This window comes from Agrobacterium tumefaciens (assembly GCF_013318015.2).
Taxonomy (GTDB): Bacteria; Pseudomonadota; Alphaproteobacteria; order Rhizobiales; family Rhizobiaceae; genus Agrobacterium; species Agrobacterium tumefaciens.
In genome coordinates this window covers 694129-711231 of sequence record NZ_CP115842.1, presented here as the reverse complement: position 1 = coordinate 711231, position 17103 = coordinate 694129, and the positions used below count along the sequence as shown (strand labels likewise).

Here is a 17103-nt window from a genome sequence, read left to right as displayed (position 1 = left end):
GTTCAGGCGGCGGCTTCGAGAGAGCGTGTATCCTCGCGCAACAAGGCGAGTAGAGATGCGATTTCCGGCAGCCGCCGCCTGTCAGGACTGGTCAGAAGATGATACCGGCTGGCGGTCGGCTGAGGCACACCGAAAGGTGCGATCAGACGGCCGGTTCGAAGCTCTTCGGAAATGAGCGAGTGGCGCGCAAGGCCGATGCCGTGGCTGGACAAGAGTGCCTCTATCAGCGCGGTCTGACGCGAAAAGCGCGGTCCTGCTGCGGAAAGCCGAAGCGGAATGCGGCAGGCGCGCAGCCAGTTTGCCCATTCGAAGGCAGCATCGGTGCCGTTGCCGCGCAACATCGCAAAAGAGATATCCCGAAGCCGCTCGGGTTCACCACCAAGCTGGTAGCGGGTGGCAAAATCCGGGGTGCAGACGGCACTGACGGTGTCGGCAAAAAGCGGTTCGTGAATGAAACCGGGGATTTGTCCGTGGGTGGCGACGATCGCGCAATCGGCATCGAAATGCGTGAGGTCGATGGCGTCGCCCTCGAGAGATTCAATCGAGATATCTACGTCTCCAAGGGCTGGAACGATGGTTCCCAACCGTGGTGCCAGCCATCGGGCCGCAAAACAGCCTTCCGCCAGAACCCTCACCTGCCGCCGGCCGCCGGAGGCCATGAGATCGGAAAGACTGCCGATCATCGTCTCGAAAGCGTCCGCAAGGCCGGGGTAAAGCGTGCTGCCGGCCTCGGTCAGCACCAGCTCGCCGCGCTGGCGGCTGAAGAGTGTTTGCCCGAGATGGGTTTCCAGAATGCGCACCTGCTGGCCGATTGCGGCAGTCGAGACATGCAGTTCTTCCGCCGCCCGCGAGAAGCTGGCGTGACGCGCGGCCACGACAAATGCGCGCAGGGCCGTCAGCGGCGGCAGCCGGGAAAGCGTCGGCAACCGGAAAGCCGCTCTTGCGACCGAAGGAGGGATGAATTCCGTTCTCATGGCCGTTTTCCCTTTATCGCTAGAATACCCGGCCTTCCCTGAGGTGCGTCGTGGTGCCGTTGAGATAATAGTCGCCGATGACACGCGCCTTGTGGGCAAGCGGATTGTGGTTGTAGACCGTGCGGATGTTGCGCCAGTGGCGGTCGAAATTCCGCTCGCTGGACGTCGCCGATCCGCCGCCGAGTTCGTAAAGGTTGGTGGCGACCGTTAGTGAAAGCTGCGATGCGATGATCTGGGTACGGGCGGTGGCGAGAGAACCTTCCAGCAAAGCCGCTTCTATCGCCTCTTCGTCGCCGCTGGAAAAGGCGGCGGCGGTCCTGTCGAGCGTTCTTGCCGCCTCGCGGATCAGCGTCTTGACGGCGAAGGCACCGGCGCTGATCTCGCCGAGCATCTTCTGCACAAAGGGGTCCTGATTGGCGGTTTCGGCGCTGCTGTGGAGCGTGGTGCGCGCCTGGCGCAGAACATAGTCGATGCCATCGTTGAGTGCACCCTGAACGGCACCGGCGGCAGAGGCAGCGAGGTGCAATTGTCGCATGGCCGAGCTGTGGCGCCCGATCTGGCTGCCGAGCTTGCGGGTCGTCAGTTCATGCGGGAGCACCTCGACATTTTCAAGCAAAACGCCGCCGCTTGCCGTCATGCGCTGGCCCATGCTGTCCCAGTCGTCGAGGATGGTGATCCCGGGCCGATCAAGCGGAATGAGGACGCCGATCGGCTGTTCGTCGTCGCCGACAGCGCTAAAGGTGCCGAAATCTGCGAAGGCGGTGCCGGTCGCATACCATTTGCGGCCGTTCAGACGATAACGGTCGCCATCGGCGCTGAGGCGCGTGGTGATTTCGCCGGGACGTTTGGTGCCCTGTTCCGTGCTGGCGCCCGCAAAGAGCTTGCCGGTGAGGACATTTTCGAGGTGCCGCCGATCCTCGAGCTCGATCGGTGTGAGAGCGAGGTTTTCTGTGAAATTGAAATGGCTGCGGAGTGCGTGCGGAATATTGCTGTCGGCTTCCCCGAGGATCATCAGGACTTCTATATAGTCCGCAATCGAGCCTCCCGGCCCGCCTTTGGCCTCGGGGATGCGCAGCGTGCCGATCCTGGCTTCTTTGATCAGGCCGAAGATTTCGAAGGGAAGTTCCCGCTGACGCTCACGGCGAGCGGCATCCTTGGCGGCAACAGCCGCAATGTCCCTGGCGCGGGCCAGAATGTCGTCTCGGCTCGGCACGCTGGAATTATCGGTGGTTGCGGTCTGTATTTTAGGATTGGACATTGCGGATTTCCCTGAGCGGATGTGATGACCTGCGGCACGGTCGCGCCGCAGGCATTTTCTTCTGGACGATCAGGCGACCGCGCGCGGCTTGACGACCGGGCGGGGAGCCGGTTCGATATTGCGCGGCACGCGGCCTTCGACGGGATGGCTCGGATCGTTGAAGCCGGGTGTCGAGGGATGGCCTGTCGTCACAAGGCTGTCGACCAGCGCCTCGTCTTCCGCATCGATCTTCACATCGAGGGCGCGGACGTAACCGTCCCAATGGTCTTCAGTGCGCGGGCCGGTGATCGCGGCGGTGACGAACTTGTTGTTCAGCACCCAGGCGAGCGCAAAATCCGCTGCCGAAACACCCTTTGATGCGGCGTGCGCCGCAACCTTCTGGGCGATTTCGACCGACTCGGGGCGCCATTCGGTTTCCAGAACCCGCTTGTCGCCACGGCCGACACGGGTATCTGCGCCCGGCTGCTCACCCGGCTGATATTTGCCGGTCAGCACGCCACGTGCCAGCGGCGAATAGGAAACGACGCCCAGCCCGTAATTATGTGCCGCAGGCAGCTGCTCGGCTTCGGCCGTGCGGTTGACGATGTTGTAGAGCGGCTGGCTGGCGATAGGCCGGTCGATGCCGAGCTGATCGGCCAAATGCGAAATTTCGGCGATGCGCCAGCCCCGGAAGTTGGAAACGCCGAAATAGCGCAGCTTGCCCGCACGGATGAGATCGGCAATGGCGCGTACCGGCTCTTCCAGCGGCGCGTCGAAGACGGCGCGGTGGAAATAGAGGATATCGATGTAGTCGGTGTTGAGACGGCGAAGCGAATTCTCGACGGTCTCGATCACCCATTTGCGCGAATGGCCGCCAAGGTTCGGACCCTTGGTGTGGGAATTGACGAATTTCGTTGCCAGAACCCAGTGATCGCGACTGGCCTTGATACCGCGACCAACGACTTCTTCCGACTTGCCGTCGTGATAGACATCGGCAGTGTCGATGAAGTTGATGCCCTGCTCGCGTGCCTTGTCGATGATGCGGAAGGCCACGTCATCCGGCGTCGGGCCTCCGAACATCATCGTGCCGAGGCTCAGCGGTGAAACTTTCAGCGCGCTGCGTCCGAGATAGCGATAGTCGACCATTATGGTTGCTCCTTCAGTTTATTGGGCATGGTGGCAAGCCACGGCGTAGTTCTTGCCGAAAAGGGTGTAATCCGGCGCTTTTTCGCGACAGAGATCGGTGGCGAGCGGGCAGCGGGTGTGAAACCGGCAGCCGGATGGCGGGTTGTGGGGGCTCGGCAGGTCGCCGGAAATGGGCGCTGCCTGCTTGCGGCGCGCGGGATCGGGAACGGCTGCGAGAAGCGCACGGGTATAGGGGTGTTTCGGCGAGGCCCAAAGCTCCGCGGTCGGCGCGCTTTCCACGATCTTGCCGAGATACATGACGAGAACGCGATCGGAAAAATAGCGTACGACCGAAAGGTCGTGGGATACGAAGAGATAGGACAACGAAAGCCGTTTCTTCATCTCCACCAGAAGGTTGAGGATCTGCGCCTGTATGGAAAGATCGAGCGCCGAGACAGGCTCGTCGCAGACGACCAGTTCCGGCTCGAGAACGAGCGCCCGGGCAATGCCGATGCGCTGGCGCTGGCCGCCGGAAAACTCGTGCGGATAGCGGTCGAGTGCATCAGGCGGCAGCCCCACCTGCGCGACGATCGCCTCGACGATCTCCCGCTGTTGCGCCCTGTCGCCAATGCCGTGCACCTTCAACGGCCCGGTAAGGATGGTTCGCACCGTCTGGCGCGGATTGAGCGACGCGAATGGGTCCTGAAAGATCATCTGGATGCGGCGGCGGATGCCGCGCAGCTGCGACGACGACATCGCCGTGACATCGGCGCCCTTGAAGGTGATCCTGCCGGAAGTGGGCTCCACCAGCCGCATCAGCGACTTGCCGAGCGAGGATTTGCCGCAGCCTGATTCACCCACCAGCGCCACGGTCTCGCCCGCCTCGATGTCGAGCGACACATCGTCGACGGCGCGGACTGTTCCGCGTCCTCCCGAATAGTGGGTGGAAAGACTATGCACTGACAAGAGCGTCATCGGATACCTCTTGGGATGTGGGGGATACGAAGGGGCAGGCGGCGTAGCGGCCTTCCGAGACGAGCCTCAGCGGCGGTACGAACTGCCCGCAGAAACCGCGGGCGCTCGGACAGCGTGGCCGGAAGGCGCAGCCGCGCTCCCCCGTGGCCGAAACGATTGAACCCGGAATTTCGATGAGTGGCCCGTCGCGATAATGCTGGCCGTCTTCGGCGCGCGGAGAGGCAGCCAGCAGGCCGCGCGTATAGGGGTGGTAAGGATTGGAGAAAACCGGTTCAGGCAATCCTTCTTCCACCTTGCGGCCGGCATACATGACCATGACCCGATCGGCCCATTGCGCCACAATGCCAAGATCGTGGGTGATGAGGATGATGGCCATGTTGAGATCGCGGCGCAGATTGTCGAGCAGCTGCAGGATCTGCGCCTGTATCGTCACGTCGAGCGCGGTCGTCGCCTCATCGGCGATCAGTAGTTTGGGATTGCAGGCAACGCCGATGGCGATCATGACGCGTTGGCGCATGCCGCCGGAAAGCTGGTGCGGATAATCGTCCACGCGGCGCTGGGCGTCGGGAATATTGACGAGGTCCAGAAGCTCGATGGCGCGTTTGCGCGCCTGGTGCCTGTCGATCCTTTCATGGATGCGCAGCACCTCGATGATCTGTTCGCCCACCGTCAGGACCGGGTTCAGCGAGGTCATCGGTTCCTGAAAGATCATGCCGATATCGCGGCCGCGAATGCCGCGCCATTGCCGCTCGGAAAGCGGCAGGAGATCGCGGCCTTCGAGCAGAACACGCCCGCCGGTTTTTGCATGCGACGGCAACAGGCCGATCAGGCCGAGCGCAGTCAGTGATTTTCCCGAGCCGCTTTCGCCGACGATTGCCAGCATTTCGCCGGACTCCACATCGAAGCTGACGCCCTTGACCGGTTGGGCTGAGCCGAAGCTGACGGAAAGATCGTGGACTTCGATAAGTTTGCTCATCGGCGTTCCTCCGAAAAACGGGGGTTGAGCGCATCGTTGAGACCGTCGCTGATGAGGTTCAGCGAAATGACGGTGAAGACGATGGCGAGGCCGGGAAGGGCGGTCAGATACCAGGCGGTGCGAATGACGTCGCGTCCCGACCCGATCATCGAACCCCAGGAAACACGGTTGGGGTCGCCAAGTCCCATGAAGGAAAGGGCTGCTTCCATGAGGATCGCACCCGCCACCATGACGGAGGAGGTGACGATGATCGGCGGCAGGGCGTTGGGCAGAATTTCCTGAAACACGATACGCGCATGGCCATAACCGAGGCTTCGTGCGGCAAGCACATAGTCCTTCTCGCGGATGGCGCGGAATTCGGCGCGGGTCAGGCGCGCAACAAGTGGCCAGGTAATGATGCCGATTGCCGAGGTTACCGTGGTGACCGAAGGCTGGGCAATGGCGACGAGCACCACCAGCAGCACGAAGTTCGGCAATGTCTGGAAGATTTCGATGATCTTTACAAGAATATCGTCGATGATGCCACCGAAATAACCGGCGAAAGCACCGATTGTTATGCCGATCGTCAGCCCTATCAGGGTGGCGACGACACCGACGGTGAGCGAGATGCTTGCGCCATGCACGATGCCCGCCAGCACATCACGCCCCATGGAATCGGTGCCGAGCGGATAGGCTGGATTCTGGCCGGGCCAGAGGAAGGGGCGGGCCACCATTTCCAGCGGATCGCCCGGATAGATCAGCGGGGCCGTGACAGCGGCGATGAGGACGGTGGCAAGGAACAGCAGCCCAACGATGGCGTTGGGATTGGTCAGGAAAATCTTCAGTTCCCGCCGCAAGCCGCGCCGCGGCACGGAGACGGAGCGGGCTGAAAGCGCGTCCGGCGCATGGATATAGGGCCAGACTTTTTCTTCAGGTTTTTTAGGTTTGGGATTGCTCTCTTCGGCACTGAGTTCGGCCGCGTCGAGAACTGCTGATGTCTGGGAGGAATTCATCGGCTTTCTCCGATGCGGGGGTCGAGCCATGCCTGCAACAGGTCCACGGCGGCATTGACAATGATGACGACAAGGGAAGAGAGAAGCAGAATGCCGAGCAGCACGCTGAAATCGCGGGCCATGACGGCCTCGAAAGCAAGACGGCCAAGGCCTGGCCAGCTGAAGACCGTCTCGACCACGACCGCACCGCCCAGCAGGCCGCCAATATGCATGCCGGCCATGGTGGTGATTGGGATGAGCGCGTTGCGCAGAATATGGCGTGTGGTGAGCCGGAAAGGCGAAACGCCTTTTGCCCGTGCCGTGCGCACATAGTCCTGGGATTTGACTTCCAGCATCGCCGCGCGGGTGAGGCGGGCATAAATCGCCAGAAAATAAAGCGCCAGCGAAAGGGCGGGGAGAACGATATAGCGCAGCCTGTCCAGAAAAGCGTCGAGGCCGGTGAGGCTGCTGCCGATGGTGCTGTCGCCGCCAGACGGAAGCCAGCCGAGCTTGACCGAGAACGTGAGGATAAGCATCAGGCCGATCCAGAAGCCCGGCACGGAATAAAAGATTAGCGAGCCAATCGAAATGATCCGGTCCGGCAGCTTGCCGGAAAAGAGCGCCATGATGGAGCCGAGGAAAACGCCGACGAAAATCGCAATGCCAAGTGCTGCTCCCATCAGCGCCAGCGTGCCGGGCAACCGCTGGCCGATAAGATCGGCGACCGGCATGCCGTAGCGGGGTGAAAAGCCGAGGCTGAACTGGGCCAGATTGCCGAGATAGTTCATGAGCTGATGGACGACCGGCAGGTCGAGCCCGAAGCGTGAGCGAATTTCGGCCATGGTCTCGACGGTCGCCGAACCCGCTTCCGCGGCCAGCACGTCAGCCGCATCACCAGGCGCCAGCTGCAGCAGGAAGAAGTTCAGGATGACGATACCGAGAACCGTCGGGACGGCCTGAATGGCCACCCGCCTTGCCTGCGATAAAATCCGTTTCGAATTCGACATCGGCTCCAGTCCATTCGCTTGAAAACATGAAATCGGCCCGTAAAGGCGTTGGTATTAGTTGACTAATTTTATGGAATTTGTCAAAGAGTAATAGAATTATTTTCTGAAATTTACGGAAAAATGCGCCATAAAGAAAAGATAATTCCTATTTATGAGAATGGTTGGTGCTTCATGCCAATCTCACTCTCGTCTGCGGAACAAACTTCTTCCCAAGCGCGGCCGTTCAGTTTTGCCGGTTTTTCGCCGGTTCAATTAAGGAGAGGTATCGCATGACTGTTTTCAACCAGACGACGCGCCGCGGATTTCTGCTGGCGTCGGTGGCTCTTGGCGTGGTGTCGTTGCCGGGGCTGAAGCTCAACGCGGCGGAGCCGGCAAGCGGTGGCACAGCCACCCTACTCATCTCATCGGAGCCGCCGGTTCTGACGACGATCGCGCACACGGCCTATAATTCCGTCTACATATCGCCCAAGGTCACGGAAGGCCTGCTGACCTATGATTTCGACCTCAACCCCAAGCCGCTCCTGGCCAAATCATGGGATGTCAGCGGCGATGGCCTGCGTTACACCTTCAATCTGAGACCCGGTGTAAAATGGCATGACGGCAAGCCTTTCACATCTGCCGATGTGGCGTTCTCCATCAACACCATCAAGGAAGTGCATCCGCGCGGGCGCAATACCTTCCTGAACCTCACTGCTGTCGAGACCCCGGATGATCTGACGGCCGTGCTGGTTCTTTCCAAGCCTGCGCCGTATCTGATAACGGCGCTTGCCGCTGCTGAAACGCCTATCGTGCCCAAGCATCTTTATGAAGGCACGAAAGTCACCGAAAATCCCATCAATCTCGCGCCTGTTGGTACCGGCCCGTTCAAGTTCAAGGAATGGGTGCGCGGCAGCCATATCGTTTTTGAGCGCAATGCCGATTATTGGGATGCGCCGCGCCCCTATCTCGACAAGCTGATTGTTCGCTTCATTCCAGATGCGTCGGCCCGTGCCATCGCAATCGAAACCGGTGAGATCGATCTCGCTCCGAGCACCCCGGTCGCCTATAGCGATCTCGACCGGCTGAAGGAGCTGCCGAGCCTCGGCTTCGAGACCAATGGCTATCAATATACCAATTCGATCAGCCGCGTGGAGTTCAACCTCGAGAAGGACGTGTTCAAGGATGTCCGCGTCCGCCGCGCCTTCGCGCATGTCATTGACCGCAAAGTCATCTTCAACACGGTCAATTATGGCTATGGCGCGACAATCACCGGCCCGATCAATCCGAAGCTGACGAAATGGTTCGTGGACGATCTGAAGACCTATCCGATCGATCTGAAGGCGGCCGAAGCGCTGCTGGACGAGGCGGGATACAAGCGCGGCGCGGATGGTATCCGTTTCAAGCTCAATCTGGACTATGTGCCGAGCACCGAAGCCTATCCGCGTGGCGCGGACTATATTCGCCAGGCGCTGGCGAAGGTCGGTGTGGATGTGACGGTGCGGACGCAGGATTTCGCCACCTATACCAAGCGCATCTACACGGATCGCGATTTCGATTTTGCCTATGAGGGCATGAGCAATCTCTTCGACCCGACCGTCGGTGTGCAGCGGCTATACTGGTCGAAAAACTTCAAGAAGGGCGTGCCCTTCTCAAATGGCGCCGCCTACAGCAACCCCAAGGTGGATGCGCTGCTGGAAGCTGCCGCTGTCGAGATCGATCCGGACAAGCGCGTCGCGCAATGGAAGGAAATACAGCAGATCCTCGTCGATGACGTTCCTGCCATCGATATCGTTGCTGCACCTGAAATCACCATCTTCAACAAGCGCATTGCCGATCACACTATCGGTGCAGAAGGCGTCGCGGGCAGCTTGGCCTTCGCGCATATCGCGGCATCCTGATCGTCTCGCCAGCCCCTGCCCGCCGTTTGCGGCGGGCAGGGGCATCTCCCTTTCGTCGACGGGCACCGCAGCATCGCTTTCTGGTGTCATCGTTTTCATCGAGGCCAAAGCCATGAGCACGACACTTTCTGAAATCTGGTACACACGTTGCCCGGTGCCCACGCCCGTGGGGCTTGCGGCGCAGCTCGGTTATCTCGCGCAGACCTTTGAGGATGTGGGGATATCGCTGAAATCCATCATCGATTCACCGGATCGTTCTGTGCGGCAGAGCCATTTCAACCACACGCTGGAATGGTCCTTCCGCCACGGCGGTAATGTGCCCCCTATCCGCGCCCGCTCGGAAGGGCGCAATACGCGTCTTATCGGCATTACCTGGACCGATGAGTTCCAGGCGATCATCACCCTTCCGGAAAACGGTATCCGCTCGCTTGCCGATCTCGTCGGCCGCCGTTTCGGTGTGCCGCGCAGACCTGATGGGATTGTCGATTTCATGCGAGCGACAGCATTGAAGGGCATCGTTTCGGCGCTTTCGCTGGAGGGGCTGAGGGTCGAGGATATCGAGCTGAAGGATATCGTGATCAAGGATTCCGTGCTGGCGACACAGGAGGGACCATCCCTTTTCGGCCTGAAGCGGCGACAATCCTTCGGTGAGGAGATCATCGCGCTGTTGCGGGGTGAGGTCGATGCGATTTTCGTCAAGGGTACTGCCGGTATCGCCGCCGCGAACCTGATCGGCGCCGTGCAAGTGGCGGAATTCGGTTTTCACCCCGACCCGAAGATACGTATCAACTCCGGCTCTCCCCGCGTGCTGACAGTTGACGGACGACTTGCCGATGAGCGCCCCGATCTGGTGGAGCGGCTGGTTGCCGCCATTGCCAAAGCCTCGCTCTGGGCGGAGCAGCATCCGGAAGAGACCCGCCGTTTTATCGCGCGCGAGGCGGGTGCGACCGAAGAGCAGGTTCTGGCCGCCAACGGCCCGGATGTCCACCGCCATCTAGGTCTTGGCCTCGATGCAGACCTCGTCGCCGCCGTCGGCCATTACAAGGATTTCCTGCATCAATGGGGTTTCCTTGAAAACGACTTCGATCTCGCTGCGTGGATCGATGACCGTTTCGTCACGACCAGTGAAAGGGCGGTGGCATGAGCGGCGCTTTATCCGCCGTTCCGAGCCCGGAGCAGCACTTGAATCCCGTCGCCATCGCAACCGCGCTCGCCGAAGATTTCAGCCTGACTGCGGCGGAGTATGACAAAAGCGGCGAATTCGCCGCCGGTAATTTCGAGGCACTTTTCAAGTCTGGCCTGCTTGGTCTCGTGACGGCTGAAAAGGACGGTGGTTGGGGAGAGGGCATGGAAACCGCGCATGCCGTCATCGCCGCCATTGCCAAGGGTGATCCGTCAACCGCCCTCATCCTTGCCATGCATTACAGCGTTCATGCTGCCATCCGGCGCGGCAGGTGGCCGGCAGATCTCGCGGCAAAAGTGCTGGCCGCCAATAACAGGGAGCGGGCGCTTCTGAACAATGCGCAGGCAGAGCCGGGGATCGGTTCCCCGGCCCATGGCGGACTGCCGGAAACGACGGCGCGGATCGAGGGCGATTTCTGGGTGGTCAATGGCCGCAAGAGCTTCGTCACCGGCCTGCCGGGTCTGAAATGGGCGATTGTACTTGCCGTCACGACGGAAGAGGCGCCGCGTCTGATCCAGCTTCTGGTCCCGCTCGATGCGCCGGGCATCGGCCGGGAAAAGGCATGGGAAGCGACAGGAATGTATGCCACCGCCAGCGACGATCTCCTGCTTGAGAATGTGAGGGTGCCGCTCGCCGATATCGTTGCCGAACAGCCGGCGGACGAGCCGTTGCGGCGGGATGAGGCGGACGGTTACAATTTCTTCGTGCTGCTGGCCTCCGTCTATCACGGTGTCGCGCTTTCGGCGCGTGACGCCCTCTTGCGCCATCTGACAGGCCATGTTCCGGCAAGCCTCGGCGCGCCGCTGTCATCCATTCCGCGCATTCAGGAAGGTGTGGGCGAGATCGAGGTACTTCTTGCGGCCAACAGGCGTCTGCTCCGCTCCGTCGCGCGTGATATCGATGCGGGTGAGAGGGTAGGCACGGATGCGCTCGCCGTTCGTCATGTGGTGATCGACAATGCGCTGGCAGTGACGGATCTGGCGCTGGAGCTTGGCGGCAATCGCGGCCTTCGCCGGGACTATAATCTCGAGCGGCATCACCGCGACGCCATAACGGCAAGGGCGCATGCGCCGCAAAGCCACATGATCCGAACTATCCTCGGCCGTCAGAGCATCAAGGCTGTTGGCGGCTGACCGTAGAAGACATGGGCGGCTTTGTTTGGCAGGCCGCCCATGTTGACGCCGCCCGCATCAGTCCCGGAGTAGCGGCAACAGCTTGTCGCCCTGCCGTTCAATTTCCTGAAGATAGGGCGTGTCGGAAAGCACGAAATGGGTGATGCCAAGCGCGCGGTATTTGCGCAGCGACGCGGCGACGTCTTCCGCCGAACCGACGAGCCATGTCGTTGCGGCACCGCCTCCGCCAAATTTGCCGGGTGCGGTATAAAGATTGTCGTCCAGCACATCGCTCTGCGTGTGCAGATCCAGCAGGCGGCGCTGGCCGACCGCGACACCTTGCAGATGATCGTTCCAGCGCACGCCATTGTTCGCAGCCATCTCCGCCACCTTTGCTTCCGCATCGCGCCAAGCCTCAGCCGCGGTTTCGCGCACTAGCGTGGTGATCCGCAGACCGAATTGCAGCGGCGGCAGGTCACGGCCGAGGGTCTCACTGAAATGTCTGAGACGTTCGATCCTTTCGCGCACGCCGGCGAGCGGTTCGCCCCAGAAGAGCTGGACATCGGCTTCAGTTGCGGCAACCTGTTCGGCGGCCTCGGACGCGCCGCCGAAATAAAGTTTGGGATGTGGCCGGCCGGCACTCTCGCTGATGCGCGGCGAGACGGTGGAGTTCTTGACCCGGAAATGGTCGCCATTGAAAGTGACGTTTTCCTCAGTCCAGAGCCGCCGCACCAGCCGCATGAACTCCTTCGTGCGCGCATAACGCTGCGCCTGATCGCCTTCTTCGTCGCCATAGGCCGCAAGCTCGTCCCTGCCGGAAACGACATTGATTCGTACCCGGCCACCAGAAAGCTGATCGAGCGTGGCGGCGGCCGATGCGAGATTGGCCGGCTTCCAGTAGCCGGGGCGGATAGCGATCAGTGGCTCGAAAGTGGTGGTACGCGCGGTAAGCGACGCCGCAACCGTAAAGGTATCCGGACGCCCCCAGCCTGTGCCGATCAACGCGCCCTTCCAGCCATGGTTTTCCAGCGCCCTGGCATGGGTAGTTAAAGTATCGAGGCTGTTGTGGTTTTCGCTGACGGCGTCGCCCCGATGTCCGGGTTTGACGTCATTGGGGATGTACCAGAGAAATTCGCTCGTGCTGCTCACATTATCCGCCTGAATTTTCGCTTTATGTCGCGGTGGAATGGCCGTGCCGAGGCTCGGCATTTGCCATTTTGAGGTTCGGGAGGTTGAGGTCTCCGACAGTGCGAGAATGACAAACCGGCGGCGGCACGGCCAAGCAGCGGCGTTTCTTTTGGAATGCGGCAGAGGAAAAGCTTTCCGCGCGGTTTGCTCGATTAGAACATATTTTCTATGGAAAATATTTTAGGCAATGATTCCACATGCGCAGTGCCAAGGCTGCTGCCGAGAACGTATTTTTTGCCGCAACGGAATTGTCTGGATCGATTTTTCTCGAGTTCGGAAAAGCTGAGCAAGGCAATAGTCGACTAAAATTGCGAAATTCACCATTCTTGGCACACCCCGCCCGCAAACCACGGAGTAGGCATGTGTACCACCTTGATTGTCCCCGGCCTCAACGGTTCGGATGAGGGGCATTGGCAGCGGCACTGGCTGCTGGAAGATTCGGAGGCGCAGCTGGTCGATCAGCAGAATTGGGAATGCCCGGTTCTTGAATACTGGCTTGAGCGTCTGGAAGCGGCGCTCGCCGCAACCGAAAGCGCCTATATTGTCGCCCACAGCCTGGGTTGCCTGCTCGTCGCCAATATGGCGACACGACCCGTGGCCAGCAAAATCAGGGGTGCGCTTCTGGTGGCGCCCGCCCATCTCGACAGAGTGGAGGCAATGCATCCATGCATCGTCCGCTTCGGCGCATTTCCTCGGTCGCCGCTCACCTTCCCCAGTCTCGTCGTAGGTAGCATGAACGACCCCTATATGAACCCGGACGAGTTAGCCCGCACCGCTGCTGACTGGGGAAGCGATATCGTCAATCTCGGCTCCGTTGGACACATCAATATTGCCGCCGGTTTCGGCCGGTGGTCCGAGGGCTATGCTCTTTTCGCACGCCTGAAAGCGGCGTCCGAAATCAAGGCCAGCAGATCGAGGAAGCGCGGATCACCCGTTCTGCACGGTGCGCTGCTGCAGGGTGATGCCGGCGCTCTATAGTCTTTTCGTCCCAAGTCCGTGCTTTCAGCGGCCATCGTGTCGGTGCCATTGCGATGACCCCTTTATTGGCGGTTCGAAACGGAATTTTTCCCGCTGCCGCAACCTTAGTCCACGTTTGCCGGCAATCCGCCAATTATAGAATAGTAATTTTATGGAAAATATTGACCAATCTGGGCGCTCGCCGGAGGATAGAGCGAATTGACCAAAGGAGGCGCACATGCCGCAGGGACTTCATGCGTTTACTGTCGATCTGTTCGGTCTGGCCAGGCGTAGGCCGCGAGGGGTTGATCAGGGCAGTCTCCAGCCGCTGGATCATTCCGGTCGTATCAAGCGGGAAAAGAGCGATCTCGACCTTGAGCGGGAAGAGATTTACGAAATGAATTTTGCGATGCTCGGACTTTATCCGGTCCTCTGACACAGGGAGGCGAAAGGTTTGTTTTCGCTTCCCAGACCCATTTCCCAGCGGAGATAAACTCTCCTTGCGGCACGGAAATTGGAACAAAATTTCTTAAACGCGGCGGGGAATTGGCTACCCTTTTAGTACCCAGCCGAATTGCCCGATGGGCGGATTGCAAAGGACCTGTCGATGAGCACAGCTGACAAACCACTCGATTTTCTGTGGTTCATACCCACCTCAGGCGACGGCAGCTATCTTGGCTCCGACGATCTGTCACGTCCCGCCGATCCCGGCTATTTTCGGGAAATAGCGCAGGCTGCGGATCGGCTCGGTTATTCCGGGGTGCTTATTCCTACCGGCGTCGCCTGCGAGGAATCCTTCATCCTCGCGGCCAATCTCGCCGCCTATACCGAGAAACTGAAATTCCTCGTCGCCATCCGTCCGGGCGTTGCCTCGCCGGCCTATTATGCGCGGCTGGCCTCCACGCTGGACCGTGTTTCCCATGGTCGGCTGCTTCTCAACATCGTCGTTGGCGGCAGCGCGCAGGAGCTGGCTGGTGATGGCATCTTCCTGCCGCACGACGAGCGTTACGACCACGCTGACGAGTTCTTCCAGGTGTTCAATTCGTTGATCGAAACTGGCAAGGGAGATCTCGACGGCAAATATATCAAGGCACAGGGTGCCAGGCTCGGCCTGCCACCGGTGCAGGAACCGCGTCCGCCCCTTTATTTCGGCGGCTCCTCCGATGCCGGGATCGAGTTCTCGGCCGGTATCACCGACAAGTATCTGACCTGGGGTGAGCCGCCGGCACAGGTGGCGGAAAAAATCGCCAAGGTTCGCGCCGCCGCAGCGAAAAAGGGGCGAGAAGTGACATTCGGCATTCGCCTGCATTTCATCGTGCGCGAAACCGATGAGGAGGCCTGGGCCGATGCGGACAAACTGATTTCCAAGCTTTCCGACGAAACCATCGCTTCCGCTCAGGAGGCCTTCTTAAAGGCGTCGGATTCGGTCGGTCAGGCAAGGATGCGGGCGCTGCATAATGGCCGGCGTGACCAGCTTGAAGTCTCTCCGAACTTGTGGGCGGGAATCGGTCTTGTCCGCTCTGGCGCCGGCACCGCGCTGGTGGGTTCGCCGAAGACAGTTGCGGCACGGCTGCGGGAGTATCAGGCGCTGGGCATCGATACCGTCATCGCATCGGGCTATCCGCATCTGGAGGAAGCCTATCGTCTATCCGAATTGCTGTTTCCGGAAATCGGGCTTGATGGGCCACGTAATCAGATCCGTTCGTCTTTCGGCACAAAACAGGTTTTCGGCGGCGGCGGCCACGGCGGTAACGTCAAGCTGGTATCCGGCTCGTGATCAATCGCCGGAAGGCAGGCGGCCCTGTCTTCCGGTTAGCCTTTCCTATGGGCGTCATTCGGCGGAGCGTTCACGGGAGAGCGGCATATAAAACATTATTTCCATAGAATATAAGTATTATGGAATACGATGTCTATTTCACGCCCCGCCGCCGCTGCTAACTATTGAGCAACAAGCTGTTTTCAGGAGCGATCGATGACATTGCAATATGCGGCCAAGGATCAACAATTCATCAATCTCCGCGATCCCGTCTCTGGCAAGGCGCCGGATGCCGATAGCCTTAAGGCGGCGCTCAGGACGCTGGGCGGCGGTGTCAGTGTCATTACGGCGGGCGAGGGTGATGCGCGCACGGGTGCTACGGTAACATCCGCCACAGCCCTGTCGGTCGATCCGCCAAGAATTCTGGTTGCGCTCAACCGCTCCTCCTCCACATGGCCTGTGGTGCAGCGCTTCGGCCATCTGGCGGTGAATATTATCGGCCCGAACCATCAGTTCATCGCCAACCAGTTTGCCGGTGTTGGCGGTCTGAAAGGTGTGGACCGTTATCGCGGCGCGGAATGGACCCGTCTGGCGAGCGGCGCGCCCATCCTCGAGGACGCCGTTGCCGCGATCGATTGCACCATCGAGGAGGCGATCGAGCGCCACAGCCACGTCATCATCATCGGCAAGGTGGAGGCGATCCGCATCGGGTCGGGTCACTCGCTGGTCTATCAAAACGGCCGTTATCATTCGCTGGACTGAGCTCCGGCCTTTCCGGCGCTTTCACTGGGTCATTCTTTGAGGGAGTTGAGCATGGGATCTGTCACGCCGCTCGGCGAAAGAATTCGTTTCGTGTCCCCGCGTCTCGGCGCGGATGGGGATGTACTGACCGTTGCCCGGACGATTGCCGAAAAATGCGCGGTGGAAAGTGCCGCACAAATCCACGCGCGGATTGCCCGTTCCGGCCTTCTCGCCCTCTCCGTTCCAAACGATCTGGGCGGGGCGGACATCACAAACGACGTTCTCTCGCAAGCTCTCTCGATTATTTCCGCGGCGGATGCGGAGGCGGCGCATGCGCTTGCCGAACACTTCACGGCGCTCGAATTCATCAGGAACGCCGGTAGCGAAGAGCAGCGCAAAACCCTCTTCGCCCGCCTCGATCTTGGTGAGACTTTTGCGCTTGCCTCATCTGACGCCGGCGTGGATCAGGCGGTTCTGTTGACTGGCGACGACTATGGCTTGCGGCTGCCCGCTGACATTGCCCGATCTGTTACCTCAGATGCAGACTGGATCGTTGTCCCGGCAGTCAACGCGGCAGGGCAGGCCGTGCTCGTTGTTCTTCGCAATCGCCCGGATACATCATGGGACGGCCTGCTGCGCGCCGATCAGGTCGCGTTTCTTGCGCAGGGCGCTGGAAATCTGGCAGCCTCCGTTTTCACCCTTCTGAAGGCCGCCGTGGCTCTGGGTGAGAAACAGCGTGAGCTTTCAGCGTTGCTGATTGACAGATTGGCCGAGGACGGTGATGCGCGCCCCCTTATCGGCGAAATATTTCTCGCAATCGAATTGCTGAAGGCACAGATTTCCCGCCTCGCGGCCAATATCGATGCGGCGCAGGTGGGGGCGGAAAGCGTGACCTTTCGCTCTGTCCGCAACAATGCCATCACGCTGGAAATTCTAATGGCCCGTCTCGGCCTTATCGATGGTGCAAGCGAATCCGGCCTGATTGCGACCCTGGGAGACGATCTGCGCCGGCAGTAAACGGCGC

At 60.3% G+C, this 17103-nt stretch carries 16 protein-coding genes; 8 read left to right on the top strand and 8 right to left on the bottom strand.

Features of this window, described 5'->3' with window-relative positions:
• Positions 1-2: 2 nt before the first annotated feature.
• The 7 genes from G6L97_RS16705 to G6L97_RS16675 all read right to left on the bottom strand — a co-directional run bounded on the left by G6L97_RS16705 (position 3) and on the right by G6L97_RS16675 (position 7265).
• On the bottom strand, positions 3-974 hold the full coding sequence (locus G6L97_RS16705) for a LysR substrate-binding domain-containing protein (RefSeq protein WP_065704272.1): 972 nt from the start codon (positions 972-974) through the stop codon (positions 3-5).
• Positions 975-993: 19 nt separating this feature from the next.
• Positions 994-2232: an acyl-CoA dehydrogenase family protein gene (locus G6L97_RS16700; RefSeq protein WP_019564762.1), complete on the bottom strand. Its 1239-nt coding sequence runs from the start codon at positions 2230-2232 to the stop codon at positions 994-996.
• Between the two features lie 69 nt (positions 2233-2301).
• Positions 2302-3357, bottom strand: coding sequence for an aldo/keto reductase (locus tag G6L97_RS16695; RefSeq protein ID WP_003511118.1), 1056 nt, complete (start codon positions 3355-3357; stop codon positions 2302-2304).
• Between the two features lie 18 nt (positions 3358-3375).
• Positions 3376-4311 carry an ABC transporter ATP-binding protein gene (locus G6L97_RS16690; RefSeq protein ID WP_065704270.1) on the bottom strand — a complete coding sequence of 312 codons (936 nt, stop codon included), beginning with the start codon at positions 4309-4311 and terminating at the stop codon, positions 3376-3378.
• Positions 4289-5287: an ABC transporter ATP-binding protein gene (locus G6L97_RS16685; protein ID WP_065704268.1), complete on the bottom strand. Its 999-nt coding sequence runs from the start codon at positions 5285-5287 to the stop codon at positions 4289-4291. The genes G6L97_RS16690 and G6L97_RS16685 overlap by 23 nt, the downstream gene beginning before the upstream one ends.
• Positions 5284-6279, bottom strand: a complete 996-nt coding sequence (locus G6L97_RS16680) for an ABC transporter permease (protein WP_174003470.1) — start codon at positions 6277-6279, stop codon at positions 5284-5286. Before G6L97_RS16680 ends, G6L97_RS16685 begins: the two co-directional genes overlap by 4 nt.
• Entirely contained in the window at positions 6276-7265 is a 990-nt protein-coding gene (locus tag G6L97_RS16675; protein ID WP_026330697.1) for an ABC transporter permease, read from the bottom strand. The genes G6L97_RS16680 and G6L97_RS16675 overlap by 4 nt, the downstream gene beginning before the upstream one ends.
• A 269-nt stretch (positions 7266-7534) precedes the next feature.
• Between G6L97_RS16675 and G6L97_RS16670 the strand changes: the two genes are divergently transcribed.
• The 3 genes from G6L97_RS16670 (at position 7535) to G6L97_RS16660 (ending at position 11458) form a co-directional block, all read left to right on the top strand.
• Positions 7535-9142: an ABC transporter substrate-binding protein gene (locus G6L97_RS16670; RefSeq protein WP_076845533.1), complete on the top strand. Its 1608-nt coding sequence runs from the start codon at positions 7535-7537 to the stop codon at positions 9140-9142.
• A gap of 112 nt (positions 9143-9254) precedes the next feature.
• On the top strand, positions 9255-10286 hold the full coding sequence (locus tag G6L97_RS16665) for an ABC transporter substrate-binding protein (RefSeq protein ID WP_065704525.1): 1032 nt from the start codon (positions 9255-9257) through the stop codon (positions 10284-10286).
• Positions 10283-11458: an acyl-CoA dehydrogenase family protein gene (locus G6L97_RS16660; RefSeq protein WP_065704262.1), complete on the top strand. Its 1176-nt coding sequence runs from the start codon at positions 10283-10285 to the stop codon at positions 11456-11458. The genes G6L97_RS16665 and G6L97_RS16660 overlap by 4 nt, the downstream gene beginning before the upstream one ends.
• Before the next feature lie 57 nt (positions 11459-11515).
• Here the strand turns inward: G6L97_RS16660 and G6L97_RS16655 are convergent, their stop codons facing one another.
• Positions 11516-12586 (bottom strand): LLM class flavin-dependent oxidoreductase, encoded by a 1071-nt coding sequence (locus G6L97_RS16655; RefSeq protein ID WP_065704523.1) that lies wholly within the window; start codon positions 12584-12586, stop codon positions 11516-11518.
• A gap of 399 nt (positions 12587-12985) precedes the next feature.
• Between G6L97_RS16655 and G6L97_RS16650 the strand changes: the two genes are divergently transcribed.
• The 5 genes from G6L97_RS16650 to G6L97_RS16630 all read left to right on the top strand — a co-directional run bounded on the left by G6L97_RS16650 (position 12986) and on the right by G6L97_RS16630 (position 17096).
• Positions 12986-13603 carry an alpha/beta hydrolase gene (locus G6L97_RS16650; RefSeq protein WP_065704260.1) on the top strand — a complete coding sequence of 206 codons (618 nt, stop codon included), beginning with the start codon at positions 12986-12988 and terminating at the stop codon, positions 13601-13603.
• A 217-nt stretch (positions 13604-13820) separates the two neighbouring features.
• Entirely contained in the window at positions 13821-14018 is a 198-nt protein-coding gene (locus G6L97_RS16645) for a hypothetical protein (protein ID WP_035199524.1), read from the top strand.
• Positions 14019-14189: 171 nt separating this feature from the next.
• Entirely contained in the window at positions 14190-15359 is a 1170-nt protein-coding gene (ssuD, locus tag G6L97_RS16640) for an FMNH2-dependent alkanesulfonate monooxygenase (protein ID WP_003511099.1), read from the top strand.
• Between the two features lie 195 nt (positions 15360-15554).
• Positions 15555-16100, top strand: a complete 546-nt coding sequence (locus G6L97_RS16635) for a flavin reductase family protein (protein WP_003511097.1) — start codon at positions 15555-15557, stop codon at positions 16098-16100.
• Positions 16101-16151: 51 nt separating this feature from the next.
• Positions 16152-17096, top strand: coding sequence for an acyl-CoA dehydrogenase family protein (locus G6L97_RS16630; protein WP_065704256.1), 945 nt, complete (start codon positions 16152-16154; stop codon positions 17094-17096).
• Positions 17097-17103: the final 7 nt, after the last annotated feature.

Bases quoted from the DNA above. Each gene is read 5' to 3' on its own strand.
- G6L97_RS16705 (WP_065704272.1), bottom strand. From the start codon at position 974: ATGAGAACGGAATTCATCCCTCCTTCGGTCGCAAGAGCGGCTTTCCGG.
- G6L97_RS16700 (WP_019564762.1), bottom strand. From the start codon at position 2,232: ATGTCCAATCCTAAAATACAGACCGCAACCACCGATAATTCCAGCGTG.
- G6L97_RS16695 (WP_003511118.1), bottom strand. From the start codon at position 3,357: ATGGTCGACTATCGCTATCTCGGACGCAGCGCGCTGAAAGTTTCACCG.
- G6L97_RS16690 (WP_065704270.1), bottom strand. From the start codon at position 4,311: ATGACGCTCTTGTCAGTGCATAGTCTTTCCACCCACTATTCGGGAGGA.
- G6L97_RS16685 (WP_065704268.1), bottom strand. From the start codon at position 5,287: ATGAGCAAACTTATCGAAGTCCACGATCTTTCCGTCAGCTTCGGCTCA.
- G6L97_RS16680 (WP_174003470.1), bottom strand. From the start codon at position 6,279: ATGAATTCCTCCCAGACATCAGCAGTTCTCGACGCGGCCGAACTCAGT.
- G6L97_RS16675 (WP_026330697.1), bottom strand. From the start codon at position 7,265: ATGTCGAATTCGAAACGGATTTTATCGCAGGCAAGGCGGGTGGCCATT.
- G6L97_RS16670 (WP_076845533.1), top strand. From the start codon at position 7,535: ATGACTGTTTTCAACCAGACGACGCGCCGCGGATTTCTGCTGGCGTCG.
- G6L97_RS16665 (WP_065704525.1), top strand. From the start codon at position 9,255: ATGAGCACGACACTTTCTGAAATCTGGTACACACGTTGCCCGGTGCCC.
- G6L97_RS16660 (WP_065704262.1), top strand. From the start codon at position 10,283: ATGAGCGGCGCTTTATCCGCCGTTCCGAGCCCGGAGCAGCACTTGAAT.
- G6L97_RS16650 (WP_065704260.1), top strand. From the start codon at position 12,986: ATGTGTACCACCTTGATTGTCCCCGGCCTCAACGGTTCGGATGAGGGG.
- G6L97_RS16645 (WP_035199524.1), top strand. From the start codon at position 13,821: ATGCCGCAGGGACTTCATGCGTTTACTGTCGATCTGTTCGGTCTGGCC.
- ssuD (WP_003511099.1), top strand. From the start codon at position 14,190: ATGAGCACAGCTGACAAACCACTCGATTTTCTGTGGTTCATACCCACC.
- G6L97_RS16635 (WP_003511097.1), top strand. From the start codon at position 15,555: ATGACATTGCAATATGCGGCCAAGGATCAACAATTCATCAATCTCCGC.
- G6L97_RS16630 (WP_065704256.1), top strand. From the start codon at position 16,152: ATGGGATCTGTCACGCCGCTCGGCGAAAGAATTCGTTTCGTGTCCCCG.